The 26,434-nt window shown below is 70.2% G+C and carries 22 protein-coding genes and 1 pseudogene; 17 read left to right on the forward strand and 6 right to left on the reverse strand.

What is annotated here, in order from left to right:
- Positions 1 to 87 precede the first annotated feature (87 nt).
- A complete protein-coding gene (paaK, locus tag OG520_RS37295; RefSeq protein ID WP_406016067.1) occupies positions 88 to 1,377 on the reverse strand; it encodes a phenylacetate--CoA ligase PaaK in 1,290 nt (429 codons plus the stop codon).
- Between the two features lie 172 nt (positions 1,378 to 1,549).
- On the opposite strand from paaK, the gene OG520_RS37300 reads away from it, so the two are divergent.
- Positions 1,550 to 3,073 carry an alpha/beta fold hydrolase gene (locus tag OG520_RS37300; protein WP_406016068.1) on the forward strand — a complete coding sequence of 508 codons (1,524 nt, stop codon included), beginning with the start codon at positions 1,550 to 1,552 and terminating at the stop codon, positions 3,071 to 3,073.
- 26 nt (positions 3,074 to 3,099) lie between these two features.
- Here OG520_RS37300 and OG520_RS37305 read toward each other — a convergent pair whose 3' ends face one another.
- The gene (locus OG520_RS37305; RefSeq protein WP_406016069.1) at positions 3,100 to 4,728 is read right to left on the reverse strand and encodes an FAD-dependent oxidoreductase; all 1,629 of its coding nucleotides are present in this window, start codon (positions 4,726 to 4,728) and stop codon (positions 3,100 to 3,102) included.
- A 267-nt stretch (positions 4,729 to 4,995) separates the two neighbouring features.
- Between OG520_RS37305 and OG520_RS37310 the strand changes: the two genes are divergently transcribed.
- From OG520_RS37310 to OG520_RS37340, 7 genes are all read left to right on the forward strand, one after another.
- Positions 4,996 to 6,117 carry a SchA/CurD-like domain-containing protein gene (locus OG520_RS37310; RefSeq protein WP_406016070.1) on the forward strand — a complete coding sequence of 374 codons (1,122 nt, stop codon included), beginning with the start codon at positions 4,996 to 4,998 and terminating at the stop codon, positions 6,115 to 6,117.
- 76 nt (positions 6,118 to 6,193) lie between these two features.
- Positions 6,194 to 6,628, forward strand: coding sequence for a cupin domain-containing protein (locus OG520_RS37315; RefSeq protein WP_399331627.1), 435 nt, complete (start codon positions 6,194 to 6,196; stop codon positions 6,626 to 6,628).
- Positions 6,625 to 7,893, forward strand: coding sequence for a beta-ketoacyl-[acyl-carrier-protein] synthase family protein (locus tag OG520_RS37320; RefSeq protein WP_406016071.1), 1,269 nt, complete (start codon positions 6,625 to 6,627; stop codon positions 7,891 to 7,893). The genes OG520_RS37315 and OG520_RS37320 overlap by 4 nt, the downstream gene beginning before the upstream one ends.
- On the forward strand, positions 7,890 to 9,140 hold the full coding sequence (locus OG520_RS37325; protein ID WP_399331631.1) for a ketosynthase chain-length factor: 1,251 nt from the start codon (positions 7,890 to 7,892) through the stop codon (positions 9,138 to 9,140). The genes OG520_RS37320 and OG520_RS37325 overlap by 4 nt, the downstream gene beginning before the upstream one ends.
- 15 nt (positions 9,141 to 9,155) lie before the next feature.
- Positions 9,156 to 9,413 carry an acyl carrier protein gene (locus tag OG520_RS37330; RefSeq protein ID WP_266424106.1) on the forward strand — a complete coding sequence of 86 codons (258 nt, stop codon included), beginning with the start codon at positions 9,156 to 9,158 and terminating at the stop codon, positions 9,411 to 9,413.
- Between the two features lies 1 nt (position 9,414).
- The gene (locus OG520_RS37335; protein ID WP_266424109.1) at positions 9,415 to 9,894 is read left to right on the forward strand and encodes an SRPBCC family protein; all 480 of its coding nucleotides are present in this window, start codon (positions 9,415 to 9,417) and stop codon (positions 9,892 to 9,894) included.
- A gap of 75 nt (positions 9,895 to 9,969) precedes the next feature.
- The gene (locus tag OG520_RS37340) at positions 9,970 to 10,302 is read left to right on the forward strand and encodes a TcmI family type II polyketide cyclase (protein WP_266424111.1); all 333 of its coding nucleotides are present in this window, start codon (positions 9,970 to 9,972) and stop codon (positions 10,300 to 10,302) included.
- Between the two features lie 91 nt (positions 10,303 to 10,393).
- Here OG520_RS37340 and OG520_RS37345 read toward each other — a convergent pair whose 3' ends face one another.
- The 3 genes from OG520_RS37345 to OG520_RS37355 all read right to left on the reverse strand — a co-directional run bounded on the left by OG520_RS37345 (position 10,394) and on the right by OG520_RS37355 (position 14,336).
- Positions 10,394 to 11,470 (reverse strand): methyltransferase, encoded by a 1,077-nt coding sequence (locus OG520_RS37345; protein ID WP_406016072.1) that lies wholly within the window; start codon positions 11,468 to 11,470, stop codon positions 10,394 to 10,396.
- 35 nt (positions 11,471 to 11,505) lie between these two features.
- Positions 11,506 to 12,573: a nitrous oxide reductase family maturation protein NosD gene (locus OG520_RS37350; RefSeq protein ID WP_406016073.1), complete on the reverse strand. Its 1,068-nt coding sequence runs from the start codon at positions 12,571 to 12,573 to the stop codon at positions 11,506 to 11,508.
- 134 nt (positions 12,574 to 12,707) lie between these two features.
- Positions 12,708 to 14,336, reverse strand: coding sequence for an acyl-CoA synthetase (locus tag OG520_RS37355; protein ID WP_406016074.1), 1,629 nt, complete (start codon positions 14,334 to 14,336; stop codon positions 12,708 to 12,710).
- A gap of 167 nt (positions 14,337 to 14,503) precedes the next feature.
- Between OG520_RS37355 and OG520_RS37360 the strand changes: the two genes are divergently transcribed.
- From OG520_RS37360 to OG520_RS37395, 8 genes and pseudogenes are all read left to right on the forward strand, one after another.
- The gene (locus tag OG520_RS37360; protein WP_406016075.1) at positions 14,504 to 15,304 is read left to right on the forward strand and encodes a crotonase/enoyl-CoA hydratase family protein; all 801 of its coding nucleotides are present in this window, start codon (positions 14,504 to 14,506) and stop codon (positions 15,302 to 15,304) included.
- Between the two features lie 15 nt (positions 15,305 to 15,319).
- Entirely contained in the window at positions 15,320 to 16,264 is a 945-nt protein-coding gene (locus OG520_RS37365) for a Zn-ribbon domain-containing OB-fold protein (protein WP_406016076.1), read from the forward strand.
- Entirely contained in the window at positions 16,265 to 17,317 is a 1,053-nt protein-coding gene (locus OG520_RS37370; RefSeq protein ID WP_406016077.1) for a thiolase domain-containing protein, read from the forward strand. It begins immediately after the preceding gene.
- Positions 17,310 to 18,476: a thiolase domain-containing protein gene (locus OG520_RS37375; protein ID WP_406016078.1), complete on the forward strand. Its 1,167-nt coding sequence runs from the start codon at positions 17,310 to 17,312 to the stop codon at positions 18,474 to 18,476. Before OG520_RS37370 ends, OG520_RS37375 begins: the two co-directional genes overlap by 8 nt.
- 102 nt (positions 18,477 to 18,578) lie before the next feature.
- Entirely contained in the window at positions 18,579 to 18,821 is a 243-nt protein-coding gene (locus tag OG520_RS37380) for a DUF397 domain-containing protein (protein ID WP_266424132.1), read from the forward strand.
- Between the two features lie 63 nt (positions 18,822 to 18,884).
- Positions 18,885 to 19,280: pseudogene (locus OG520_RS37385) on the forward strand (ACT domain-containing protein); the annotation flags it as partial.
- A gap of 134 nt (positions 19,281 to 19,414) precedes the next feature.
- Complete coding sequence (locus OG520_RS37390) at positions 19,415 to 19,915, forward strand: hypothetical protein (RefSeq protein ID WP_018550733.1); 501 nt, start codon at positions 19,415 to 19,417, stop codon at positions 19,913 to 19,915.
- Between the two features lie 168 nt (positions 19,916 to 20,083).
- Positions 20,084 to 22,477: a glycosyl hydrolase family 95 catalytic domain-containing protein gene (locus OG520_RS37395; protein WP_406016079.1), complete on the forward strand. Its 2,394-nt coding sequence runs from the start codon at positions 20,084 to 20,086 to the stop codon at positions 22,475 to 22,477.
- Here the strand turns inward: OG520_RS37395 and OG520_RS37400 are convergent.
- A complete protein-coding gene (locus OG520_RS37400) occupies positions 22,453 to 24,666 on the reverse strand; it encodes a germacradienol/geosmin synthase (protein ID WP_406016080.1) in 2,214 nt (737 codons plus the stop codon). The two genes, OG520_RS37395 and OG520_RS37400, sit on opposite strands and share 25 nt — an antisense overlap.
- A 385-nt stretch (positions 24,667 to 25,051) precedes the next feature.
- Here OG520_RS37400 and OG520_RS37405 point away from each other — a divergent pair, with 385 nt between their 5' ends.
- Positions 25,052 to 26,383, forward strand: coding sequence for an N-acetylmuramoyl-L-alanine amidase (locus OG520_RS37405; protein WP_406016081.1), 1,332 nt, complete (start codon positions 25,052 to 25,054; stop codon positions 26,381 to 26,383).
- The last annotated feature ends 51 nt before the right edge of the window (positions 26,384 to 26,434 follow it).

Raw genomic sequence — 26,434 nt, forward strand, 5'->3', positions numbered from 1 at the left:
ACCCGCCGGTCATGGCCGCGCAGCAGGCCGCGGTGAAGAACATCCCCACGGGCGTGATCCAGTAGGCCTGGGGCGGCCCGAGGACCTTCAGCACCCGCCGCGCTCGTCCACGATCCGCCGGAACTTGCCGACCGACCTCTCCAGCGTCTCGGGATCGACGATCTCGACCCCGACCGACACCCCGATCCCGTCCTTGACGGCCGCCGTGATCGACGCCGCGGCCGCCGTCCGCTGCTCCGGGGTGGCCCCCGCCCGCGCCTCCGCCCGCACGGTCAGCGCGTCGAGACGGCCCTCGCGGGTCAGCCGCAACTGGAAGTGCGGAGCCACCCCGGGTGTGCGCAGCACGATCTCCTCGATCTGGGTCGGGAAGAGATTCACGCCGCGCAGGATCACCAGATCGTCGCTGCGCCCGGTCACCTTCTCCATCCGCCGGAACACCCTGGCCGTACCCGGCAGCAGCCGGGTGAGGTCCCGAGTCCGGTAGCGGATCACCGGCATGGCCTCCTTGGTGAGCGAGGTGAAGACCAGCTCGCCCTCCGTCCCCTCCGGCAGCACCTCGCCGGTGAACGGATCGACGACCTCGGGATAGAAGTGGTCCTCCCAGATGTGCAGCCCGTCCTTCGTCTCGACGCACTCCTGCGCCACCCCGGGCCCCATCACCTCCGAAAGGCCGTAGATGTCCACCGCGTCGATCGCGAACCGCTCCTCGATCTCCCGCCGCATCTCCTCCGTCCACGGCTCCGCACCGAAGATCCCGGCCTTCAGGGAGGTCGAACGCGGATCGACGCCCTGCCGTTCGAACTCGTCGAGGAGCGTCAGCATGTACGACGGCGTCACCATGATGATCTCGGGGCGGAAGTCCTGGATCAGCTGGACCTGCCGGGCGGTCATGCCCCCGGAGGCGGGGATGACCGTGCAGCCGAGCCGCTCCGCCCCGTAGTGCGCGCCGAGTCCGCCGGTGAACAGCCCGTATCCGTAAGCGACATGGACCTTCTGCCCGGGACGTCCACCGGCGGCCCGGATCGAGCGGGCGACCACGTCGGCCCAGGTGTCCAGGTCCCGTTGGGTGTAGCCGACAACGGTCGGGCGGCCCGTCGTCCCGCTGGACGCGTGGATCCGCCGTACGCGCTCCTCGGGGACGGCGAACATGCCGAAGGGGTAGTTGTCCCGCAGGTCGGCCTTGGTCGTGAAGGGGAAACGGGCGAGATCGGCGAGGGTATGGCAGTCGTCCGGGCGCAGTCCGGCCTTGTCGAACGCGGCCCGGTAGTGCCCGACGTTCTCGTACGCATGGTGCAGCGTGGCCCGCAGCCGCTCCAGCTGGAGTGCTTCCAGCTCGTCCCGGCCCAGTCGTTCCGCCTCGTCCAGCAGAGCCGTCATCCGGATCTCCCTCTTCCGAGCAGGCGACCGATCATTCGGTCGATCTTTCGACAGTAGTAATTCAGGATGTTCCGCCCCATGGCAAGAGGGGTGACGCAGCTCATCCGCGTCGCGGATTCGCTCACACCGAACACGGCTGCGCCGCTCGTGCGGCCCTGTTTGGATGGCGGGCATGCCGATCTTCCACGCATACGACGGGACCGAACTCGCCTACCGCCTTCTGGGGAAGGGCACACCGCTGATCTGCCTGCCCGGCGGGCCGATGCGGGCCGGTGCGTACCTGGGGGACCTCGGCGGACTCTCCGCCCGCCGCCGGCTCGTGGTGCCGGATCCGCGCGGGACCGGGGACTCCGCGGTGCCGGACGACCCGTCGACGTACCGCTGCGACCGCCTGGTCGACGACGTCGAGGCGCTGCGCGAACATCTCGGCGAGGAACGCATCGACCTGCTCGCCCACTCCGCCTCCGCCAACCTGGCCGCGCTCTACGCCGCCAGGCATCCCGAGCGGCTGCGTACGCTCACACTCGTCACCCCCGGCACCCGGGCGGTCGGCATCGATGTCACCGACCAGGACTGGCGCGAGGCGAGCGAACTCCGGCGCGACGAACCGTGGTACGCGGACGCACGGGCCGCCCTGGACGACTTCCTCGCGGGCCGCGCCTCCGACCGGGTCCGTGCCGTTGTCGCGCCGTTCGCCTACGGACGCTGGGACGAGGCCGCCCGGACCCATGCCGAGGCGGCGCCGGCACAGACCAACTCCGCGGCCGGGCCCTTCTATTACCAGGACGGCGTCTTCGAGCCGGCCACCACGAACGCCGCGCTGACGGCGGTCACCGCACCGGTTCTCGTCCTCGCGGGGGAGTACGACGCGGGGCCGACTCCGGACCGCGCCGCCGAACTGGTCGCACTCTTCCCGAACGCCGAGTTCGTCGTGCAGCGCGGCGCCGCGCACTTCCCCTGGCTGGACGACCCGGGCGCCTTCGTCCGTACGGTGGAGGCCTTCCTCGACCCGGAGGTGCTCAGCGTGCACGCCGGTGGAACCCGGCTCGCCCACCGGGTGTGGGGGGATCCGTCGGCCCCGCCCGTCGTGCTCGCCCACGGCCGCTGCGACGACAGCAGGACCTGGACCACGATCGCCGAACGCCTCGCGGCCGAACACCGGGTGTACGCCTTCGACTTCCGCGGCCACGGACTCAGCGACTGGCCCGGCCGCTACTCCCTCGAACTGTTCCGGGACGATCTGCATGCCTTCCTGGAGGCCCGCAACCTGGCGGGAGCCACCGTGGTCGGGCACTCCATGGGCGCCGCTGCCGCCTATCTGCTCGCCGAGCGGGAACCCGGGCTGATCGGCCGGCTCGTCCTGGAGGAGGTGCCGCCGCCGTTCCCGCTCGATCCGCCGCGCGGTGTCGCCGAACGGCCCGACGGGGAACTGGACTTCGACTGGCCGGTGGTGCCGTCGACCGATGCCCAGCTGAACGAACCGGATCCCGCCGGACGGGAACGCCTCGGTGAGATCGTTGCCCCGACGCTCGTCATAGGCGGCGGCCCCACCAGCCAGATCGCCCAGGAGAAACTGGTCTGGATGGCGGGGCGGATACCCGACGGCCGGTTCGTCACCATCGACGCCGGACATCTCGTCCACACCGAGCGGCCGGATGAATTCCTCGCGGCACTGAGGAAGTTCGGCCTGTCCTGACTCCGACACGGGCGTCGACGGAGGGGTCAGGAACGGTGCAGCAGGGAGGTCAGGACCTCGTGGAGGGTGCTCTCGGCATCCGCCGCGGGGCCCGTCGACCGCCAGGCCACGAAACCGTCGGGACGCACCAGCACGGCGCCTTCGGACGTCGTCCCGTGGATCTCGGCCCAGTCGGCGCCGGTCTCCGGCTCCAGATCGGCACCCGGGCCGATGCCGTACGCCTGGAGCCGGACCGAGAGCCGGTCGGCGACCCGCGCCGCCGCCCGGCGCCACGCCACGTCCTCACCGTCGGTGAGCAGCACGAGCGTGTGCTCGTACAGATCGAGTGTGGACTTGCGCTCACCGCCTTGATGGACCCACAGATGCGGTGCACGACTGCCTGGTTCACCGTTCAACTGCACCCCCTGCGGCACCACCGGCTGCTCGGGGTCGGTGCCCAGCACCGCGCCGCGGACATAGCGGTAGCCCAGCGCCACGCTGAGCATGCCGCCCTGCTTTCCGCCGCCCGCGCCCGGCGCCGCGGAGTATCCCGGGTGGCTGTGCTCGCTGGAGCGCGCCGAAGCCCGTGCGCTCGTCGCCCGTGCCACCGGCAGCCGCTCCGCCTCGTACGTGTCCAGCAGACCCGGACCCGCCTCGCCCTTCAGCACGGTGGCGAGCTTCCAGGCGAGGTTGTGCGCGTCCTGGATACCGGTGTTGGACCCGAACGCCCCGGTGGGGGACATCTCGTGGGCCGAGTCGCCGGCGAGGAAGACCCGGCCGGAGGAGTACCGTTCGGCGACCCGCTCCGCGGCGTGCCACGGCGCCTTGCCGGTGATCTCGACGTCGATGTCCGGAGCGCCGACCGCCGTACGGATGTGCTCGGCGCACCTCTCGTCGGTGAAGTCCTCCAGGGTCTCGCCGAGTTGGGGATGCCACGGCGCGTGGAACACCCACTCCTTCCTGTTGTCGACCGGCAACAGGGCGCCGTCCGCAGTCGGGTTGGTCAGATAGCAGACGATGAAGCGCCGGTCGCCCAGCACGTCGGCGAGCTGCCGGGAGCGGAAGGTGATGCTGACGTTGTGGAAGAGGTCGCCGGGACCCGTCCGGTCGATGCGCAGCTGGTCACGGATGGGGCTGCGCGGACCGTCGGCCGCGATCAGGTAGTCCGCGCGCACAGTGATGTGCTCGCCGGTCTCCCGGTTCTTCAGCGTCGCGTCCACCCCTGACGAGTCCTGTTCGAAGCTCTGCATCTCGGTGGAGAACCGCAGGTCACCGCCCTGTTCCCGAGCCAGCTTCACCAGCACCGGCTCCAGGTCGTTCTGGCTGCACAGGCACCAGCCGGTCGGACTGAAACGGGCGATCCCGCCACCCGGGTCGATCTCCTTGAACAGCCACTCCTGATCGTCCCCGGTGAGCGAACCGGCTTGCAGGATTCCGTGGTTGTCGGCGAGGACGGAGGCCGCCTGCCTGATGCTCGCCTCGGCACCCGCCGTGCGGAACACCTCCATCGTGCGGACGTTGTTGCCGCGGCCGCGCGGGTGTGTCGAGGTGGACCGGTGCTTCTCGACCAGCAGGTGCTCGACCCCGAGCCGGCCGAGGAAGAGTGAAGCGGACAAGCCCACCAGGGAGCCGCCCACGATGAGGACCGGCACGCGGATGTCGACGTTCTCGTTCATCAGTTGCTCCAGCTCGGACGCCGTTCGGTTGCATTGTTCAATGCCCTGGTGAGAGCGGTTCGGACGCTCGCTCACCTGAACGGTTCATAAATCTCGCGCCACCCGGACCAGCGTTTCACGATCGGTCACGGAGACGACGTCCGCGGCCTCGGGGGCGGACCATTCACATCCGCCGGGAGAGTCCCCGCTCCGAATCCACTCGCCAACCGACGGTTGACGGCATGCCACTCGGCTCGACCACGAAACCGTCTCGAAGGAGATCGAAAGATGACCACCACCCTCTCGGAACGGATCTCCCAGTCCGCCTTCGACGGTTCCCGGCTGCGCGTCGTGCTGCTGCTGGACCTCTACGACGGGGCCCAGAAGGAGTTCCTCGAGGCGTACGAGCACCTGCGCAATCAGGTGGCGTCCGTCCCCGGACACATCAGCGACCAGCTGTGCCAGTCCATCGAGAACCCCTCCCAGTGGCTGATCACCAGCGAATGGGACAGCGCACCTCCCTTCCTCGCCTGGGTGAACAGCGAGGAGCACGTCGCGACGGTCCAGCCGCTGCACAACTGCGTGCGTGACACCCGGTCGCTGCGCTTCAGCGTTCTGCGGGAGACCGGGAAGGCCTTCGAGATGGCGCCCGAGACGGCCAAGGGCCGCCTCCAGGCGTTCCCGCGCCTGGGCGACGGGGTGGTGCGCCACGCGCTCACCTTCACCGTCAAGCCGGGCACCGAGGACGTCGTGGCGAAGATCCTGGCCGACTACGACTCCCCGAACGCACGGGTCGACGAGGACACCCGGCTGCGCCGCACCTCGCTCTTCATGCACGGAAACCGCGTCGTGCGGGCCGTCGAGGTCGAGGGCGACCTGCTCGCCGCCCTGCGCCACGTCGCCCGGCAGCCCGAGGTCAGGGCCGTCGAGGAGGCGATCAACCCGTACCTGGAGCAGGACCGGGACCTCAGCGACCCGGACTCCGCCCGGATGTTCTTCACCCGGGCGGCGCTGCCGACCGTCCACCACGTGACCGCCGGCCGGCACAAGGCGGAGGACATCCGCCGGCACGCACTCTTCTACGAGGCCAAGGAGGGCTGCGGCATGGCCCTCGCCCGGCTCCTCGCCGAGCACGACGAGGAGGCGGCCGACGACCCGGCGAGCATCATCGACAGCAGCACCATCTTCCAGCGCGACGACGTCGTCGTCCGCCTCCTCGAAGCGGTCGAACCGATCGACGCGCAGCCTGCCCAGGCGGTGGGCATCGACGGCCCCGGCAAGGTGGCCAGGCTCGGACGTCTTCTCGACGGCGGCGGCAACGCCGTCCCCACGGACGAGCGGGGCATCTCGCAGTTCCTCAAGCAGTCCGAGATGACCCTGATCACGGATCGGCGGGCCGTGGAGTCCTGAACCGCGCATCCGCACCCTGGGGGGTTCTCGCTCAACCCGTCAACACAACGCGCAATGCGCCAGGAGGAAAGCAGTCATGACCACGCACCGGCCACGCATCGTGGACCTCAGTGAGACGCAGCCCAACCGCAGGCGTGGAGGGGATCTTCGCGCCATGCTCACGCCGACAGCGGTGGGAGCCACCAGTGGCTTCATGGGGCTGGCGATCGTTCAGCCCGGCGACCGCATCGGCGAGCACTACCACCCGTACTCCGAGGAGTTCGTGTACGTCGTGAACGGTCTGCTGGAAGTGGATCTGGACGGTGAACCGTACCGGATGCGGCCCGACCAGGGCCTGCTGATCCCTCCCCATGTACGCCACCGATTCCGCAACGTGGGCGACGTCGAGGCTCGCATGGTCTTCCACCTCGGCCCGCTCGCTCCGCGTCCGGAGCTCGGCCACGTCGACACCGAGCACACCGAATCCGCCGACCGCGTCGCGCCTCCGGAACGATCGGAGGCCGCCTCATGACCCGCCGGGTGGCGGTCACCGGCGTGGGCGTCGTCGCCCCCGGCGGGATCGGCGCACCGGCGTTCTGGGACCTCCTCGCGAACGGACGCACCGCGACCAGGGGCATCACGCTCTTCGACCCGGCCGGATTCCGCTCCCGGATCGCCGCCGAGTGCGACTTCGACCCGGCGGCGTACGGGCTGGACGCCGCCACCGTCGACCGGTCGGACCGCTACATCCAATTCGCGATGGTGGCCGCCAGGGAGGCCCTCGGCGACGCGGGCCTCGATCCGGAGAAGGTGGACCCCTGGCGGATGGGGGTGTCGCTGGGCACCGCGGTCGGCGGCACCACCCGGTTGGAGTACGACTACGTCGCCGTCAGCGAGGGCGGTGCCCGCTGGGACGTCGACCACCGGTCGGCCGGCCCCCACCTGGAGCGGGCCTTCTCACCCAGCACCCTCGCCTCGGCGGTGGCCGAGCAGGTCGGCGCGCACGGCCCGGTGCAGACCGTCTCCACGGGCTGCACCTCCGGCCTCGACGCGATCGGGTACGCCTTCCAGTCCATCGAGGAGGGGCGCGTCGACGTGTGCATCGCCGGTGCGTCGGACTCACCGATCACCCCGATCACCGTGGCGTGCTTCGACGCCATCAAGGCCACGTCGGCGAACAACGACGACGCCGAGCACGCCTCCCGGCCGTTCGACGCACGCCGCGACGGCTTCGTCATGGGCGAGGGCGGGGCGGTCCTCGTCCTGGAGGAGCTGGAACACGCCCGTGCCCGGGGTGCCACCGTGTACTGCGAGATCGCGGGCTACGCCACCTTCGGCAACGCCTACCACATGACCGGGCTGACTCCCGAAGGCCTGGAGATGGCCGAGGCGATCAACCGGGCGCTGGGCCACGCCCGTATGGACGGGTCGCAGATCGACTACGTCAACGCGCACGGCTCGGGCACCAAGCAGAACGACCGGCACGAGACGGCCGCAGTGAAGCGGGCACTGGGGGCACACGCCTTCGACATCCCGATGAGTTCGATCAAGTCCATGGTCGGCCACTCGCTGGGGGCGATCGGCGCGATAGAAATCGCGGCCTGCGTACTCGCCCTGGTCCACCAGACGGTGCCGCCGACGGCGAACTACGAGAGCCCCGACCCCGAATGCGACCTCGACTACGTGCCGCGCACCGCCCGTCCCCTGAAGCTGCGCAGCGTCCTCTCGGTGGGCAGCGGATTCGGTGGCTTCCAGTCGGCGGTGGCCCTGACCCGAACAGGTGGGAGGACACCATGAGAACCCGCAAAGCCCGGCGCACCGTCGTCACCGGCATCGGTGTGGTCGCCCCCAACGGAAGTAACACCGAGGCCTTCTGGAAGCGGACGCACGAAGGAATGAGCGTCCTGGACCGGGTCACCCGCGAGGGCTGCGAACACCTGCCCCTGCGGGTCGCGGGCGAGGTGCGGGGATTCGATGCGGTCGAGCTGATCGAGGAGCGCTTCCTCGTCCAGACCGACAAGTTCACGCACTTCGCGATGGCCGCCGCGGACATCGCGCTGGACGACGCCCGGCTCGGCCGCGCCGACTACGAGGATTCACCCTTCGACGTCGGCGTGGTGACCGCTGCCGGGTCCGGCGGGGGTGAATTCGGCCAGCGCGAACTCCAGCGGCTCTGGGGACAGGGCTCCACCTACGTGGGCCCGTACCAGTCCATCGCCTGGTTCTACGCGGCCAGCACCGGCCAGATCTCGATCCGCGGCGGCTTCAAGGGGCCGTGCGCGGTCGTGGCCAGCGACGAGGCCGGCGGTCTGGACGCACTGGCGCATGCCGCCCGTTCGATCCGCGGCGGCACCGAAGCGGTGGTGGTCGGCGCGGCCGAGGCCCCACTGGCGCCCTACTCGGTCGTCTGCCAGCTCGGGTACGAGGACCTGAGCACCGTCGAGGACCCCACCCGCGCCTACCGGCCGTTCACCTCGGAGGCCTGCGGCTTCGTGCCGGCCGAGGGCGGCGCCATGCTGGTGGTCGAGGAGGAGCAGTCGGCGCGCCGGCGCGGGGCCAAGGTCCGGGCCGAACTCGCCGGGCACGCCGCCACGTTCACCGGAGCGTCCAGGTGGGCGGAGTCCCGGGAGGGCCTCGCCCAGGCGATCATCGGCGCCCTGCGGGAGGCCGACTGCGCGCCGGACGAGATCGACGTCGTCTTCGCGGACGCCCTCGGTGTGCCCGCGGCCGACCGCGCCGAGGCGCTGGCCATCGCCGACGCCCTCGGCGCGCACGGCAGGCGGGTGCCGGTGACGGCGCCCAAGTCCGGTATCGGGCGTGCCTATTGCGGTGCTCCGGTGCTGGACGTGGCCGCCGCGGTGCTCTCCATGGAGAACGCGCTCATACCGCCGACCCCGAACGTCTTCGAGGTGTGCCACGACCTCGACGTGGTCACCGGCAGCGCCCGCCCCGCCGAACTCCGGACGGCGCTGGTGCTCAGCCGCGGGCTCATGGGCTCGAACGCGGCGATGGTGCTGCGGCGCTCCACCGACCCCCAAGCGTGAGAAGGAGAAGTCCTCATGACCGACCGACTGACCTACACGGAACTCGCCGTACTGATGAAGAAGGGCGCCGGAGTCACCGTCGACCCGCGCGACATGGAGCAGCGCCCCAGTTCGGCCTTCGACGAGTACGGCCTCGACTCGCTGGGCCTGCTCGGCATCGTGGGCGTGCTGGAGAACCGGCACGGCCGGGCGCTGCCGGCCGATGCCGACCGTTGCAGGACCCCCCAGGAATTCCTCGACCTCGTCAACAACAGCCTCATGACAGGAGCCTGACGTGCCCGGACACACCGAGAACGAGATCACCATCGCCGCCCCCCTGGACCTGGTCTGGGACGTGACGAACGACCTGGAGAACTGGCCGCGGCTGTTCAGCGAGTACGCCGCGGTCGAGGTCATCGAGCGGGACGGCGACAGTACGACCTTCCGTCTGACTATGCACCCCGACGAGAACGACAAGGTGTGGAGCTGGGTCTCCGAGCGGACCGTGGACCGTGCCAACCGCACCGTCCGTGCCCGCCGTGTGGAGCCCGGTCCGTTCCAGCACATGAACATCCGTTGGGAGTACTCGGAGGTTCCCGGCGGCACCAAGATGCACTGGGCCCAGGACTTCGCGATGCGTCCCGACGCACCCGTCGACGACGCCTGGATGACCGACAACATCAACCGCAACTCCAAGGTCCAGATGGAGCTGATCCGGGACAAGATCGAGCAGCGCGACCGGGAGCGCCGCACGGCCTCGGTCGGGGCCAACTGACCCGCCATCCGCCCACGTCCCGCCACCCGGCCGGCCGGCCGGGTGCCGGGCCGGGAACCAGAAAGGCATCTCCCGATGCACCACGCTCTGATCGTCGCCCGGATGGCCCCGGGTTCGGCGCCGGACATCGCGAATCTGTTCGCAGCCTCCGACAGCGGCGAACTGCCGCACCTCGTCGGCGTCACCCGGCGCAAGCTCTTCCAGTTCGGCGACGTGTATCTGCACCTGATCGAGTCGGAGCACCCGCCGGGTCCCGAGATCGCGAAGGTGACCGAGCACCCGGAGTTCAAGGACATCAGCGACAAGCTCACCGCCTACGTCAGCGCGTACGACCCGCTGACCTGGCGTGGTCCCAAGGACGCCATGGCCCATGAGTTCTACCGGTGGGAGCGCGGCGTCCCCGCCTGAGACGGACGATCGCCCCGGGTCCGGCCGAAAGGCCGGGCCCGGGGCGATTTCCGTGGTGCAGGGGGATTTCCGTGGTGCCGGGGAGGGGAGGTCAGTCGGGGACCACGCACTCGAACGCGTGGAGGTAGGCGTTGACCGCGACGACCTCGCCGATCAGCAGCCCGGCGTCCGAGATCCGGGTGACCAGGCTCTCCCTGGTGTGCTTCGCGCCCCCGACATTGAGGAGCAGCAGCAGGTCCATCGCCGTGGTGAACCGCATCGAGGGGGTGTCGTCGACGAGGTTCTCGATGACGACGACCCTGGCTCCCGGGCGGGCCGCCGCGACCACGTTGCGCAGCGTCCGGCGGGTGCTGTCGTCGTCCCACTCCAGGATGTTCTTGATGATGTAGAGGTCGGCTTCGACGGGGATGGCCTCACGGCAGTCCCCGGCGACGATCCGGGTCCGGTCGACGAGCGCGCCCTCGTCCCGCAGCCGGGCGTCCGCCCGCGCCACCACGCCCGGCAGGTCCATCAGGGTGCCGTGGAGCGACGGGTGCTTCTCCAGCAGGCTCGCCACCACGTGCCCCTGGCCGCCGCCGATGTCGGCGACCGAGGACACCCCGGTGAGGTCGAGGAGTTCGGCGACGTCCAGCGCGGACTGCATGCTGGAGGTGGTCATCGCGCGGTTGAAGATCTGCGCGGACTCGTGGGCTTCCTGGTGGAGGTAGTCGAAGAACCCCTTGCCGTGCACGTCCGCGAAGACGCTCCTGCCGGTGCGTACCGCGTTGTCGAGGTGCGGCCAGACGTCCCAGGTCCAGGGCTCGGTACACCACAGCGAGATGTCGCGCAGGCTGTTGGGGTCGTCCTCGCGCAGCAGGCGTGACATCTCCGTGTGGGCGAACTGCCCGTCCGGGGTCTCGGTGAAGATCCCGTAACAGGACAGGGCGCGCAACAGCCGCCGCAGCGGCGCCGGCTCGGCCTTCACCAGGGCCGCGAGTTCCTGCGCCGTCGCGGGCGTCTCACCCAGCGCGTCGGCGACGCCGAGCCGGGCGGCGGCGCGCACGGCGGCGGCCCTGGCCGCGCCGAAGACGAGCTCACGCAGCTGCATGGCCGGCTGCGGGGGAGTGACAGGGTGCGGGAGGGCAGCGTGTACGGGGGTGGGTGTGGGGGTGGGGCTCACAGTGGTCATACTGTTTCGCTTCTCCTCGTGCGGGGGTGCACCGGTCAGCACATCCCGGCCGGTGCGGACTTGGCGCAGACGTTGTCGGTGAACGTGTTGCCCTTACCGGTGTCCCCATTGGCGAGGTCGGCCGGCTTGTTGCCGAGCACGACGTTGTCGCTGATGGTGTTGCCGGTGTTCTTGGTGCCCACGAAGCTCTTGAACAGGACGACACCGCCGGACATCGGGGCGGTGCCCGAGTTGTCGCGGATCGTGTTCGAGCGCACCTCGGTGTCCGCGGTGCCGGTGAGCACGATGCCGGAGCCCTGGAGGGCCGGCAGCCGTTCGGTCGCGGAGCAGAACTTGTTGTTGCCGGTGATCTTGTTGGACTCGATCTTCATCGCGCCGGCCTGCGGCTTCCCCTCGTCGCCCACGACGAACACACCGGTGCAGTTGCCGGTGAAGCTGTTGTCGTGGACCGACAGGTTGCGTACCCGTCTGGCGGTGAAGCCGATCCGGTTGTCGGTGAGTGTGTTGTCCTGGAGCTCGGTGCCCCGGGTGTCGGTGGCGCCGCCCTCCTTGTCCACGGTGTTCGCGACGAAGATGCCCGCGTCGCCGTTGGCACGGGCGATGTTGCCCGTGAAGACACCGCGGGTGGAGCGCTCCTGGGCGATGCCCCAGACGCCGTTGTGTTCGGCGGTCACCCGCCGGACGGTCAGCCGGTCGGTCCAGGAGGCCCAGACGCCGTTCTTCTTGAAGCCGGAGACGGTCAGCGAGTCGATGCGCACACCGTCCACGGTCTTGCCCGCCTTGCCCAGGACGCAGATTCCGCTACCGGTCTTCGCGCAGGCGTCGGCGGCCTTCGAACCCGGCTCGGCCGGCCGCAGCACGGTCCCGCTGCCGGAGCCGCGCAGGGTCAGGCCGGGCTTGGTGACCAGGACGCTCTCCCGGTACGTGCCGGGCAGCACGACGACGGTGTCACCCGGCCGGGCGGCGTCCACCGCCTTCTGGATCGACTGGCCCGGACGGACCTCGTGCGAGTCCGTGGCCGAGGCGGAGGGGACGGACATTCCGCATCCCGCGGCCGAGAGGACCGCGACGGGGACAAGGATCTTGATGCTTCGTTTCCTCATGAGCCGAAGCTATGGTCGATCTCCCCCGGTTGCCACATAGGGTGAGCGGATGGGTTCGGAGCGTGCCCGAATGGCTTACGCGGGATCGGCCGCCCGGCGGCCGGGCCGGCTCCGGCCGCGCGGGTGCCCGGCTCTCATTCCCCGGGTTCGCGCCGGGGTGCGACGACCGAGCGGGCCCACCGGTAGTCGGCCTTGCCGCTCGGCGAGCGCTGGATCCGGCGGGTGATCACCAGCCGGCGGGGGATCTTGTAGCCCGCCAGACGGGTCCGGCAGTGGGCCTGGAGGTCGTCGAGCGAGGGCTCGGACGCCCCCTCGCGCAGCTGCACCACCGCCGCGACACGGTTCCCCCACCGTTCGTCGGGCACCGCGGCGACCAGTACGTCGTACACATCCGGATGGGCCTTCAGCGCCTGCTCGACCTCCTCGGGGTACACCTTCTCGCCCCCGGTGTTGATGCACTGCGAGCCGCGGCCGAGCACCGTGACGATGCCGTCCTCGTCGACCGTCGCCATGTCACCGAGCAGGACCCATCGCTCGTCGTCCCTGTGGAAGAAGGTCTCCGCGGTCTTCTGCGGGTCGTTGTAGTACCCGAGCGGCACGTGTCCGCGCTGGGCGATCCGCCCCGGCTCACCCGGGGCCACCGGCTCGTACGTGGCCGGATCGACCACCGCCGTACGGGAGTTGACCTTGAGCCGGAATCCGTTCTCGGGGCCCGAATCGGCCGTGGCCGTGCCATTGAACCCGGACTCCGACGAGCCGAAGTTGTTCAGCAGCATCACCGTCGGCACGAGTGCCTGGAACTCCGCGCGCACCGAGTCCGACATGATCGCGCCCGAGCTCGACACGGAGAACATCGACGAGCAGTCGGTGCCCTTCAGCGGGCCCTTCAGTGCGTCGATCAGTGGCCGCAGCATCGCATCGCCCACCAGCGACACGCTGGTGACCTTCTCCTTCTCGATCGTACGGAGCACCTCCTGGGGCACGAACTTGCGGTGCACCACGATCCGCTGCCCGAAGTTGAAACCGATGAAGGCGGTGAGCGTCGAGGTGCCGTGCATCAGCGGTGGTGTGGGGAAGAAGGTGATCCCGTCCCCGCCCGCGGCGACCCGCTCGGCGAGCTCCTGCGGTGTCTTCACCGGCTCGCCGGTCGGCGCGCCGCCGCCCAGGCCGGAGAAGAAGAGGTCCTCCTGGCGCCACATCACGCCCTTGGGCATTCCGGTGGTGCCGCCCGTGTAGATGATGAACTGGTCGTCGGCCGACCGCGGCGGGAAGCCGCGCTCCGGACTCCCGGCCGCCTCGGCATCGGTGAACGCGACGGCGTCGGGGCCCCGGACCCCCGCCTCCGGTGCGCCCACCCGCACCAGATGACGCAGGCCCGGGGCCTTCGGCGCGGCGGCCGCGACCCGCTCGTCGAACTCGGCGTCGAAGACCAGCGCGGCCAGATCCGCGTCGCGGTAGAGGTAGATCAACTCCTCTTCCACATAGCGGTAGTTCACATTGACGGGGACGATGCGGGCCTTGAGGCAGGCCAGCACGGTCTGGAGGTACTCGACCCCGTTGTAGAGGTGCAGCCCCAGATGCTCGCCGGGGGCGATGCCCGCCTCGATCAGATGGTGGGCGAGGCGGTTGGCCGCCGCGTCCAGCTCCGCGTACGTCAGCCGGCGCTCCGCACCCGTGCCGGGATGGTCGAGGTAGACGAGCGCCTCGCGTTCCGGGACCGCGTCGACGACCGACTCGAACAGGTCGGCAAGGTTGTACTCCACCGTTCCTCCTGACCCCGGAAGCTGACTGGCTCGGCGGTCATTAGAGCGCCGGGAGGCGCAACTGGGAAGAGGTGCCGCCGAGGAAATCTGACTAGCTGTCAGAAAACTATTGAACTGGGCCACCACCTACTGCAACCTGTTCTAGGTCTTTGGATGGGAGGCGGACAATGGCTGGTACGGAACACCTCGGCGTGCGGCGCGAGGGCGCCACGCTGGTGCTCACCCTGAACAGGCCGGAGGCGAAGAACGCCCTGTCGCTGCCGATGCTGGTCGGGCTGTACGACGGCTGGCTCGCGGCGGACGAGGACGACACGATCCGCTCGGTCGTCCTGACCGGCGCGGGCGGCTGCTTCTGCGCCGGTATGGACCTCAAGGCCCTGGCCGGCAAGGGAATGGAGGGCGAGCAGTACCGGGACCGGATGACCGACGACCCCGATCTGCACTGGAAGGCGATGCTGCGCCACCACCGCCCCCGCAAACCGGTCATCGCCGCGGTGGAGGGCCACTGCGTCGCGGGCGGCACCGAGATCCTCCAGGGCACCGACATCCGGATCGCCGGGGCGGGCGCCACCTTCGGGCTCTTCGAGGTGCGGCGCGGACTGTTCCCCATCGGAGGGTCGACGGTCCGGCTGCCACGCCAGATCGCCCGGACGCACGCACTCGAAATGCTCCTCACCGGACGCCCGTACAGCGCCGCGGAAGCGGCCGGCATCGGGCTGATCGGCCGGGTCGTCCCCGACGGCACCGCGCTGGAGGAGGCTCTCGCCGTCGCCGAGCGGATCAATGCCTGCGGACCGCTCGCCGTCGAGGCCGTCAAGGCCTCCGTGTACGAGACCGCCGAGATGACCGAGACCGAGGGACTGGCCGCCGAACTGGAACGCGGCTGGCCGATCTTCGCGACCGACGACGCCAAGGAAGGCGCCCGCGCCTTCGCCGAGCAGCGCCCGCCCGTCTACCGGCGCGCCTGAGCCGAGGAGGCAACCGTGCCCGAAGCCCTCAGCGCACCGCTGGTGGTCGAATTCCCCTTCACCCGCTCCCTCGGACCCGTCCAGAGCGCCTTCCTCACCGGACTGCGCGAACGCACCGTCCTCGGCGTCCGCACCGGCGAGGGAAAGGTCCTGGTCCCGCCCGTCGAGTACGACCCCGTCACCGCGGAGGAGATCCGCGAACTGACCGAGGTCGCCGCCACCGGCACCGTCACCACCTGGGCCTGGAACCACGCCCCGCGCCGTGGCCAGCCCCTGGACACCCCCTTCGCCTGGGTCCTCGTCCGGCTCGACGGCGCCGACACCGCGCTGCTGCACGCCCTCGCCGCACCCGGCCCCGAAGCCGTACGCACCGGCATGCGGGTACGGATCCGCTGGGCCCCCGAGCGGACCGGCGCGATCACGGACATCGCCTGCTTCGAGCCGTACGATGGCGAGGACACCGGACAATGCGCCCCGCACGACGGCGAGTTCACCGACCCCGTCACCGGCATCGTCACCCCCGCCAGGCTCGACTACCGGTACACCCCCGGCCGCGCCCAGAGCGCGTACCTCGACGCACTCTCCCGGCAGCGCATCGTCGGCGAGCGCTGCCCGTCCTGCCACAAGGTGTACGTCCCGCCCCGCGGTGCCTGCCCCACCTGCGGAGTCGCCACTGCCGAACGGGTCGAGGTCGGCCCGCGCGGCACCGTGACCACGTTCTGCATCGTCAACATCAAGGCGAAGAACCTCGACATCGAAGTCCCGTACGTCTACGCGCACATCGCACTCGACGGCGCGGACCTCGCCCTGCACGCGCGGATCGGCGGCATTCCGTACGACCGGGTGCGCATGGGCCTGCGCGTCGAACCCGTCTGGACCGAGGGCGGGCGGCACCCCGACCACTACCGGCCGACCGGCGAGCCCGACGCCGACTACGACGTGTACAAGGAGCTGCTCTAGATGCGAGACGTGGCGATCGTCGCCTTCGCGCAGACGGACCACCTGCGGCAGACCGACGAACTCTCCGAGGTCGAGATGCTGATGCCCGTCCTCCACCGGGTCCTCGACGCGACCGGGCTCAGGGCCAGCGACATCGGTTTCACCTGTTCCGGCTCCAGCGACTATCTCGCGGGCCGCGCCTTCTCCTTCACCATGGCCCTCGACGGCGTCGGCGCGTACCCGCCGATCTCCGAGTCCCATGTGGAGATGGATGGTGCCTGGGCGCTGTACGAGGCCTGGGTGAAGATCCAGACGGGCCAGGCGGACACCGCGCTCGTCTACTCCTACGGAAAGTCCTCGCCCGGCAAGGTGCGCGACGTCCTCACCCGCCAGCTCGACCCGTACTACGTCGGCCCGCTCTGGCCGGACTCCGTCGCACTCGCCGCCCTCCAGGCCCAGGCCCTGATCGACGCGGGCGACACGGACGAGGCCGCCCTCGCCGCGATTGCCCACCACAGCCGCGCCGCCGCGGCGGACAACCCGCACGCCCAGGTCGGGGGACCGGTCCCGGCCGGGGAGTACGTCGTGCAGCCACTGCGCACCGGCGACTGTCCGCCGGTCGGTGACGGCGCGGCCGCCGTGATCCTCGCCGCCGGTGACACCGCACGGGCCCTGTGCCCCCGCCCCGCCTGGATCCGCGGCATCGACCACCGCATCGAGGCCCATGGCGTCGGGGTGCGGGAGCTGACCGAGTCACCGTCCACCCGGCTTGCCGCCACCCGCGCCGGAGTCTTCGAACGACCGGTGGACACCGCCGAGTTGCACGCACCGTTCACCTCCCAGGAAGTCGTCCTGCGCAAGGCGCTCGGGCTCGGCGACAACGTGAACGTCAACCCGTCCGGCGGCGCACTGGCCGCCAACCCCGTCATGGCCGCCGGGCTGATCCGCCTCGGCGAGGCCGCTGCCCGCATCCACCGCGGCGAGTCCGACCGGGCGCTCGCCCACGCCACCTCCGGGCCCTGCCTGCAGCAGAACCTGGTCGCCGTCCTCGAAGGGGAGAGCGCTCATGCCTGAGGAGCCCGTGGCCGTCGTCGGCATCGGACAGACGAAGCACGTGTCCGCGCGCCGGGACGTCTCCATCGCCGGACTCGTCCGCGAGGCCGCCGTCCGCGCACTGGAGGACGCGGCACTGACCTGGGAGGACATCGACGCCGTCGTCATCGGCAAGGCGCCCGACTTCTTCGAGGGCCTGATGATGCCGGAGCTCTATCTCGCCGACGCCCTCGGCGCGGTCGGCAAACCGATGCTCCGGGTGCACACCGCGGGCTCCGTCGGCGGCTCCACCGCACTCGTCGCGGCCAATCTGGTCTCCGCGCAGGTGCACCGCACCGTCCTCACGCTCGCCTTCGAGAAGCAGTCCGAGTCCAACGCCATGTGGGGGCTCTCGCTGCCCATCCCGTTCCAGCAGCCGCTGCTGGCCGGAGCGGGCGGCTTCTTCGCCCCGCACGTGCGGGCGTACATGCGCCGCACCGGAGCACCGGACACGGTCGGTTCCCTCGTCGCGTACAAGGACCGCCGCAACGCGCTCAAGAATCCGTACGCGCACATCCACGACCCGGACATCACCCTGGAGAGGGTCCGCTCGGCGCCGATGCTCTGGGACCCGATCCGCTACTCGGAGACCTGCCCGTCCTCCGACGGGGCCTGCGCGATGATCCTCACCGACCGTGCCGGAGCGGCCCGTTCGCCGCATCCGCCCGCCTGGGTGCACGGCGGCGCGATGCGCAGCGAGCCGACCCTCTTCGCCGGCAAGGACTTCGTCTCGCCGCGGGCGGGCCGGGACTGTGCCGCCGACGTATACCGGCAGGCCGGCATCAGCGACCCGCGACGCGAGATCGACGCCGTGGAGATGTACGTGCCGTTCTCCTGGTACGAGCCGATGTGGCTGGAGAACCTCGGCTTCGCCGACGAGGGCGAGGGCTGGAAGCTCACCGAGTCCGGAGTCACCGAACTCGACGGCGACCTGCCCGTGAACCCCTCGGGCGGAGTGCTCTCCACCAACCCCATCGGCGCCTCCGGCATGATCCGCTTCGCCGAGGCCGCGTTGCAGGTGCGGGGACAGGCGGGCGAACACCAGGTGCCGGGAGCCCGGAAAGCGCTCGGTCACGCGTACGGCGGCGGGTCGCAGTTCTTCTCCATGTGGCTGGTCGGAGCCGAGCCTCCCACCCGCTGACACCAGGTCGTCCCGGACCGGCGCGAGCCCCTTCGCGCCCTGTCCGGGACCGCCGGGTGTGACTACGCTTTGGGCCCGGGACGACAAGTGGGAGGAGCCGACGTGGCGGAGCGCACCACGGGCCAGCAGCCCTTCGCGGGCTGGGACAAGCCGGACCTCGATCTCAGCGACGCGCACTGGCGGTCGGGCAGCCAGGGCGTGGGAGATGTCCAGATCGCCTTCGTCGAGGGATTCATCGCGATGCGCAACGCCGGCAAACCCGGCAGCCCGTCGCTCATCTTCACCCCGGCCGAGTGGCGCGCCTTCGTGGTGAACGCCCGCGACGGCGAGTTCGACCTCACCTGAGGGCCGGACGACGGCGTTCCCGTTCGGGTCGCGTCACCGCACACCGTGGGTAGCGTGGTCGCCGTGAATGGTGAGCGTGATCTCCGAACCCTGCTGAGCGGAATGCGACCGGAGCTGAACCCCGGTCGCTACGTCTTCACGACCGTGCCCGACGGCGTCGTGCCCCGCGATGTCACCCCCGTCGTCACGGTCACCGAGGCCGAAGGGCTGACGCTGGTCCTTCCGGAGGCGCAGGCCGTCTCGGCCGGGCTGGGCCACGACTACGCCGCGGCCTGGATCACCCTCCGTGTCCACTCCGCGCTGGACGCGGTCGGACTCACCGCCGCCGTGGCCCTGGCGCTCACCGACGTGGGGCTGAGCTGCAATGTGGTGGCCGGCTTCCATCACGACCACCTGTTCGTCCCGTACGACCGGGGCGAGGAGGCCGTCGGCGTGCTGGAGGCGCTGGCCGCGGAATCCTCCCGGGAGCCGGGGCGTGGATCCGCCCGAGCCCCGGGCGCGGACCCGGCCGGGTCCGGCCCGCGCGCCCGTCGGCGCCCCGGCCTGCGCGGACCCGGCTCCGCAACGTGAGCCCGGACACGTAACATGGCTGCATGTCCTTCCTCCGCCGCCGTAGCGCCGCCACACCCGCGGGCCCCGACTTCGACGTCCTGGCCATGGACCCGGGGGACTGGCCCGGAAACCTCGGCGCCGGTCTGCTGCCCGCGCCCGACGGAAGCTGTCAGGGCGTCTTTCTGCGTTACGACCTGTTCGGCGGACGCGGCCCCGCGATGATCATCGGCAATCTCCCGGAGGGCTCGCCCGCCCGCGAGACCGAGGAGGGCCAGGTCCCGTTCGAGGTCGCCCAGCTGCTGCTCGCGCTGGAGAACGACGAGCCGGTCGAGGTCACCGGCACGGAGGACATGCCCGTGATGCAGGGCGACAACCTGCTGATCGTCCGCCGGGTCAAGCTCTCCGAGAGCCGGATCTCCTGCGTCCAGTTCGACCGCAGCGACGGCGTGCTCGTCACCATCGCCAGCTGGGACCGGCCGATCACCGACGATCTGTACACCCTGCTGAAGCCCCTGCCCGCCGAGCTGTTCCAGCAGGGCTGAAACGGTCCTAGCAGGGCTGAAGCAGTCCTCCCGTCGGCCGTCCGCCTGTCCCGGGCGGCGGCGGGGCACATACCCCAACATCCGTCCAAGTGCTCGCGGCCTCCGTCCAAGAGGCCGCTTTGTCGTGCTCCTTGTCGGGCCAGTCATCGGACCTTTACCGTCGGCCGCATGACATCCGGGATCACGCGACGCACCACAGTCAAGACAGCGATCGGCGCAACCGGTGCTCTGGCGCTGGGAATTCCCACCCTCTCCGGCACGGCTACCGCTGCCGGCACCTCCGATGAATCGCAGGGTGCCGCCTACTCGAAGAAACAGGCGGATCCGACTCTCCGGTACGACGCCCCGGCCGCGAACTGGGAACGCGAGTCGCTCCCCATCGGCGGCGGCGCCCTCGGCGCGAGCGTGTACGGGACGCTTGCCTCCGAACAGCTCACCTTCAACGAGAAGACGCTGTGGACCGGTGGACCCGGCTCCGTCCAGGGCTACGACTTCGGGAACTGGACCGCCCCCAGGCCCGGCGCCCTCACCGGCGTACAGCAACGCCTCGACAGCCAGGGCGCACTCGGCCCGGACGCCGTCGCCGCCGAACTCGGACAGGCGCGGCGCGGCTACGGCGCCTACCAGGTCTTCGGCGACCTGCGGCTGGATCTGCCGAACGCACCGGCCGCCCCCGACGCCTCCTACCGCCGCACCCTCGATCTGCGCAGCGCCCTCGCCTCCGTGACCTACACCCATCAAGAGGTGGGCCACACGCGGGAGTTCTTCGCCTCCCACCCGGGCAGGGTCATCGCGGGGCGCCTCCGCGCCGACCGTCCGGGGCAGGTGTCCTTCACCCTGCGCTACACCTCACCCCGCAGCGACTGCACCGTCACCGCCGACCGCGACCGGCTCACCGTACGCGGCGCGCTGGAGGACAACGGTCTGCGCTTCGAGGCCCAGATCCGCGTCCTGACCAGCGGCGGCACCATCACCGCGGGCACGGACGGCACCCTCACCGTCACCGGCGCCGACAGCGCCTGGTTCGTCCTCGCCGCGGGCACCGACTATGCCGACGACTACCCCTCCTACCGGGGCGACGACCCGCACCCGGCGGTCACCGCCGCCGTGGACTCCGCCGCCCGGACCTCCTACGAGAAGGTCCGCGACACCCACGTACGCGACCACCGCGCCCTCTTCGACCGGGTCGCCCTCGACATCGGCCAGGAACTGCCCGACCTGCCCACCGACCAGCTGCTCGCCCGCTACACGGGCGGTGCGAGTCCCGCCGACCGGGCGCTGGAAGCACTGTTCTTCCAGTACGGCCGCTACCTGCTGATCGCCTCCTCGCGGGCCGGCTCGCTGCCCGCCAACCTCCAGGGCGTCTGGAACAACTCCACCACCCCGCCGTGGTCGGCCGACTACCACAGCAACATCAATCTGCAGATGAACTACTGGCTCGCCGAGGTCACCAACCTCGCCGAGACCACCGCACCCTACGACCGCTACATCGAAGCGATGCGCGCCCCGGGCCGGAAGACCGCGAAGGAGATGTTCGGGACCGCCGGCTGGGTGGTGCACAACGAGACCAACCCGTACGGCTTCACCGGCGTCCACGACTGGTCCACTGCCTTCTGGTTCCCGGAGGCCGCCGCCTGGCTCACCCAACAGATGTACGAGCACTACCGGTTCGGCGGATCCACCGACTACCTGCGCTCCACCGCCTACCCGGCGATGAAGGAGGCGGCCGAATTCTGGCTGGCCAATCTGCGCACCGACCCGCGCGACGGACTGCTCGTCGTCACCCCCAGCTACTCGCCCGAGCACGGCGACTTCACCGCCGGTGCCGCGATGTCCCAGCAGATCGTGCACGACCTCCTCACCAACACCCTGGAGGCCGCCCGCACCCTCGGCGACTCACCTGCCTTCCGCAGCCGCCTGGAGACCGCCCTCGACCGGCTCGACCCCGGGCTGCGGATCGGCTCCTGGGGCCAGCTCCAGGAGTGGAAGAGCGACCGCGACGACCCGGCCGACGACCACCGCCATGTCTCGCACCTCTTCGCCCTGCACCCCGGGCGGCAGATCGAACCCGGCAGCAAGTGGGCCGAGGCGGCCGAGGTCTCCCTCGGCGCGCGCGGCGACGGCGGCACCGGCTGGTCCAAGGCATGGAAGATCAACTTCTGGGCGCGGCTGCGCGACGGCGACCACGCCCACAAGATGCTCGCCGAACAGCTGAAGAGCTCCACCCTGCCCAACCTCTGGGACACCCACCCGCCCTTCCAGATCGACGGCAACTTCGGCGCCACCTCGGGCATCGCCGAAATGCTGCTGCAGAGCCAGCACGACACCGTCGACATCCTGCCCGCCCTCCCGTCGGGCTGGCCGGACGGATCGGTGCGCGGGCTGCGCGCCCGGGGAGGCTTCGCGGTCGACATCGAATGGGCCGCGGGGCAGGCCCGCCGTGTGGTGATCACGGCGAGCCGCAGCCGTGAAGTGACCGTCCGCAGCTCGCTGTTCGCGAGCGGCGAGAAGGTCTTCAAGGCACGTGCAGGCGGTCGCTACACACTGGTCGCCGAGGGCTGAGCGAACAGCGCGGTCACCCGCGCCGCCGAGACACCGAGCCCCGTGGGACCGTTGATGTGCCACGGGGTTCCGGTGCCGCGCAGCAGGTCCTGCTCGCGGTACCGTCGGCAGTCCCGGTGCCAGATCAGGATGCCCGCGATCCAGTGCTTGAGCTCCAGCACGTACCCGGCGAGGACCTCCCTCGCCTCCGCGTCCAGCCCGAAGTCGTCGTAGAGCACCGGGAGTTCCTGCTCGGCGACGTGCAGGAACTGCCTCAGCCGCGACTTCATCAGGTCGTACACGATCGCCACCCCGGTCGGATAGTCCACCCCGAAGAAGTTCTGCACGACCAGGACGCCGTTGTGCACCTCACCCTCGAACTCGATCTCCTTCTGGTACGAGAACAGGTCGTTGAGCAGACACGCGTAGTCCGCCGCCGCGTTCTCCAGGGAGCGCAGCGGCCCGCTGTGGTAGATCTCCGGCGGGACCTTCCTGCCGTGCCCCAGCCGGCACAGGCTCATCGTGAGGTCGGAGCCGAAGGTCATGCGCCGCATCTCGACGTAGTCCACCGGGTCGGGGATGCGGTTCTGCACCTGGTTCGCCAGCTCCCACACCCAGCTCGCGGTCATGTCCTCGACCGCCTTCCGGAACGCGCGGCGCCCGTCCGGGCCCATCGGGGCCGAGGTCCTCGCCCAGAGATCGGCGAGCCCCCGCTCCAGGGCGTTGACCGGTTCGGGCGTCCCGGATCCGTCCAGGGGCATGAACAGCGACAGACGCTCATTGGCGAGCTTGGCCCCCGCCAGGTCGCGGGCCCGTCCGTGCACCACCGGGAACCAGTCGTCGCCGTACGTCCCCCAGGTCAGCCACTGCGAGGAGAGGTCCAGCTCCTCCGGCGTCGCGTCGGGGTGCAGCCCCGCCGCGCACAGCGGCAGATCGGTCGCGAGGAGGCGCTCCTCGTCCCAGATGTGCGAACCGGGCACCCCCGGCTGCGCCTCCAGGATGCCCATCCGGCCCGCCCAGTCGACGATCCGTACCCGCGCCCCGTCCAGATGCGGACTGAGCGTCGTACCGAAGGGCAGCTCGAAGTCCGGCAGCAGCGACGGGCCGACGCGCTGGTACGGCACATGCGTATGGCTGCGCAGCCGGGCCGCCTCCGAGCGTGACGTGAACCGGATCGACGCCGCGGCCATGCCGAAGCCGGTCGTGGCCGCTTCGACCGCGCCGTCGTTCATGTAGCGGCTGGAGCGCATGTGCCACTCATGACCGCCGGACTGCCAGTCCTGCAAGCCCTTGACGTACGCGAGAACGGCCGCGGCATCGGTGGGGTCGAGCCCCTTCTCCGCGCAGAGCGGCCCGAGTTCGGTGAGCGCGGTGTTCTCGAACTGCTGCAGCCGGGAGGTCAGCAGATCGTTCACCGCGTCGGCGGCCTCCTGCGTGGTACAGCCGAGGAAGTGCTCCAGGACCAGCACACCGTTGCTGTTCTCGCCCTCGTCCTCGACCTCCCGCTGGTACGAGAAGAGGTCGTTGCGCAGGTGCACGCCGTCGGAGAAGGCGTCCCGCAGCACCCGCAGCGCACGCTCGTCGGCCACCGCCTCGGGGACCTCGGCGTCCGCCGCGTACTCCACGAGACCCGCCGACCAGGGGGCGCCGCCCACCTTGCGGCGCATCTCGATGTACTCGACGGGGTTCGCGATGCGCCCCTCGTTGATGTTGGCGAGCTCCCACAGCGACTCGTTGAGCAGGTTCTCTGTCGCCACGGCGAACCTGGCCCGCCAGGCGTCGGACATGCTCGGCACCGTACGCGTCCAGAGATCGGCGAGTCCCGCCTCGACCGGATTCGTCGGCTCCGGCATCGGGGCCCCGCGGTCCATCGGCATGAACGCCGGCAACCGGTCCAGATACTGCTTGGCACCCTCACGGTCGGGGTTGCGCTTGAAGAGCTCCAGGAAGTGGTCGTCGAAGAAGAAGACCCACACGTACCAGTCGGTGACCAGGGAAAGCGCCTCGGCCGAGCAGTCGGGGTGGGTGTACGCGCACAGCAGCGCGTAGTCGTGGGAGTCGATGTCCTTCTCCTCCCAGATGCCCGAACCCTCCACCATTCCTATGCTGCGCGCCCACTGCTTGGTGTGTACTCGGGCCTCCTCGACGTGGGCGTTGAGCCGCGCCGGATACGGAACGTAGAAGTCCGGCAGGGTGAACGGCTGAGCCATGTGCGTCCGGCCTTTCCTGGATCGCCGTGCGAACGTCGCACGGACATGATCGTGTCGGCGCGAGCACTACCCTTCGGCCGTTCGGGGCACGCACATCCGGCATTAGTCACACAAAAGGCGTGCTCATGGATGGCGACCGGACACGGGTCCGCGGCCGACCCACCGCTCCGCGGGACCCGGGCAACGAGCCGTCGCCGAAGATCGGTTGAATCTTTCCGCCGCAGGTCAGACGCCCTGTCAGTGGTCTGGTCCACTGGCTCGACCCGCGACCTCCACGGATCCCTTGACGTGCTGTCATCTCAGGTCGGAGAGTGTGCGCGCACAGCGGAACAGTGGGATCGGATCACGCACGGCTCCATCACGCACGGCTCCAAGAAGGGTTGTCATGACGTCCAAGCAGAGGACCGGACTCGCGCTCGCGTTGACAGGTGTCGGCGCACTGAGCATGGCGCTGCTCAGCCCCACGGCGCAGGCCGGTGCGGCCGGAGTGCGGCCGGAATGCCCCCGCAGCCTCGGATGCGACTGGGTACCGGCGGCCTACCAGCAGACGGGTGACCCGGCCGACAAGGAGACGTACGGGAATTACGACACCGCGGACCGACCGCACACCAACAAGGTCAGATTCATCGTTCTGCACGACACCGAGGAAGACTTCGACACCACCCTGAAGATCTTCCAGAACCCGCTGAAGCAGACCTCCGCCCACTACGTGGTGCGCTCGGCCGACGGTCATGTCACCCAGATGGTCAAGGGCAAGGACGTCGCCTGGCAGGCGGGCAACTGGTACGTCAACAGCCACTCCATCGGCATCGAGCAGGAGGGCGTCGCCGTCGAGGGCGCCAAGTGGTACACCCCCGAGATGTACCGCTCGACCGCCGAGCTGGTGCGCTACCTCGCGGCCAAGTACGACATACCGCTCGACCGCCAGCACATCATCGGTCACGACGGAGTGCCGCCCACCAGCGCGGCCGGCACCAAGAACATGCACTGGGACCCGGGCACGTACTGGGACTGGAACCGCTTCATGGCGCTGCTCGGCAAGCCCACCGTGCCGAGCGCCCCCAAGCGAAGCGAACTGATCACCGTCAGCCCGGACTTCAAGAAGAACCAGCAGGCGTTCCGCGACTGCGAGAAGGGCGTCGACCTGCCGGTCCAGGGTTCCAGCGCCGTCCCGCTGCACACCGCACCGTCCACCGACGCGCCCCTCTTCTCCGACCCCGGCCTGCACACCGACGGCTCGCCCGGCACGAACTGCGTCGCCGACTGGGGCAGCAAGATCAGCGCCACCCAGCAGGCCGTCGTCGCGGACCACGCCCCCGGCTGGACGGCGATCTGGTGGTACGGCCAGAAGGCCTGGTTCGAGACCCCGGCCCGCAGCCGGAACACCACGCCCACCTCCGGCTACGTCGTCAGGCCCAAGGCGGGCCGCACGGACGTACCGGTGTACGGGGTCGCGTACCCGGAGGCCTCCGAGTACCCCGCGGACTTCGCGGACAAGCGGGTGGGCTCGCCGCTCCAGTACACGATCAAGGCCGGCCAGTCCTACCCCGGCGGGGGCGAGGCGCCGACGGGCTTCTTCTACGCGCCGACGATCGACTCCTCATACCCGCTCGACCACGCGTACTTCGGTGGCAAGGAGAAGTACGTGACGGTGCAGATCGGCCACCGGATCGCCTTCGTGAAGGCGTCCGACGTGGACATCGTGCGCACGCGCTGAGACCGCGCCGAAGCCGTCGCAGCGGCGACGGAATGCCGGGTAACCCGTCGT

It is taken from the genome of Streptomyces sp. NBC_00984 (genome assembly GCF_045162475.1).
GTDB lineage: Bacteria > Actinomycetota > Actinomycetes > Streptomycetales > Streptomycetaceae > Streptomyces.

What these genes read in the sequence shown, in the direction of transcription:
- paaK (WP_406016067.1), bottom strand. Translation starts at nt 1,377, where the DNA reads ATGACGGCTCTGCTGGACGAGGCGGAACGACTGGGCCGGGACGAGCTG.
- OG520_RS37300 (WP_406016068.1), top strand. Translation starts at nt 1,550, where the DNA reads ATGCCGATCTTCCACGCATACGACGGGACCGAACTCGCCTACCGCCTT.
- OG520_RS37305 (WP_406016069.1), bottom strand. Translation starts at nt 4,728, where the DNA reads ATGAACGAGAACGTCGACATCCGCGTGCCGGTCCTCATCGTGGGCGGC.
- OG520_RS37310 (WP_406016070.1), top strand. Translation starts at nt 4,996, where the DNA reads ATGACCACCACCCTCTCGGAACGGATCTCCCAGTCCGCCTTCGACGGT.
- OG520_RS37315 (WP_399331627.1), top strand. Translation starts at nt 6,194, where the DNA reads ATGACCACGCACCGGCCACGCATCGTGGACCTCAGTGAGACGCAGCCC.
- OG520_RS37320 (WP_406016071.1), top strand. Translation starts at nt 6,625, where the DNA reads ATGACCCGCCGGGTGGCGGTCACCGGCGTGGGCGTCGTCGCCCCCGGC.
- OG520_RS37325 (WP_399331631.1), top strand. Translation starts at nt 7,890, where the DNA reads ATGAGAACCCGCAAAGCCCGGCGCACCGTCGTCACCGGCATCGGTGTG.
- OG520_RS37330 (WP_266424106.1), top strand. Translation starts at nt 9,156, where the DNA reads ATGACCGACCGACTGACCTACACGGAACTCGCCGTACTGATGAAGAAG.
- OG520_RS37340 (WP_266424111.1), top strand. Translation starts at nt 9,970, where the DNA reads ATGCACCACGCTCTGATCGTCGCCCGGATGGCCCCGGGTTCGGCGCCG.
- OG520_RS37345 (WP_406016072.1), bottom strand. Translation starts at nt 11,470, where the DNA reads ATGACCACTGTGAGCCCCACCCCCACACCCACCCCCGTACACGCTGCC.
- OG520_RS37350 (WP_406016073.1), bottom strand. Translation starts at nt 12,573, where the DNA reads ATGAGGAAACGAAGCATCAAGATCCTTGTCCCCGTCGCGGTCCTCTCG.
- OG520_RS37360 (WP_406016075.1), top strand. Translation starts at nt 14,504, where the DNA reads ATGGCTGGTACGGAACACCTCGGCGTGCGGCGCGAGGGCGCCACGCTG.
- OG520_RS37370 (WP_406016077.1), top strand. Translation starts at nt 16,265, where the DNA reads ATGCGAGACGTGGCGATCGTCGCCTTCGCGCAGACGGACCACCTGCGG.
- OG520_RS37375 (WP_406016078.1), top strand. Translation starts at nt 17,310, where the DNA reads ATGCCTGAGGAGCCCGTGGCCGTCGTCGGCATCGGACAGACGAAGCAC.
- OG520_RS37390 (WP_018550733.1), top strand. Translation starts at nt 19,415, where the DNA reads ATGTCCTTCCTCCGCCGCCGTAGCGCCGCCACACCCGCGGGCCCCGAC.
- OG520_RS37395 (WP_406016079.1), top strand. Translation starts at nt 20,084, where the DNA reads ATGACATCCGGGATCACGCGACGCACCACAGTCAAGACAGCGATCGGC.
- OG520_RS37400 (WP_406016080.1), bottom strand. Translation starts at nt 24,666, where the DNA reads ATGGCTCAGCCGTTCACCCTGCCGGACTTCTACGTTCCGTATCCGGCG.
- OG520_RS37405 (WP_406016081.1), top strand. Translation starts at nt 25,052, where the DNA reads ATGACGTCCAAGCAGAGGACCGGACTCGCGCTCGCGTTGACAGGTGTC.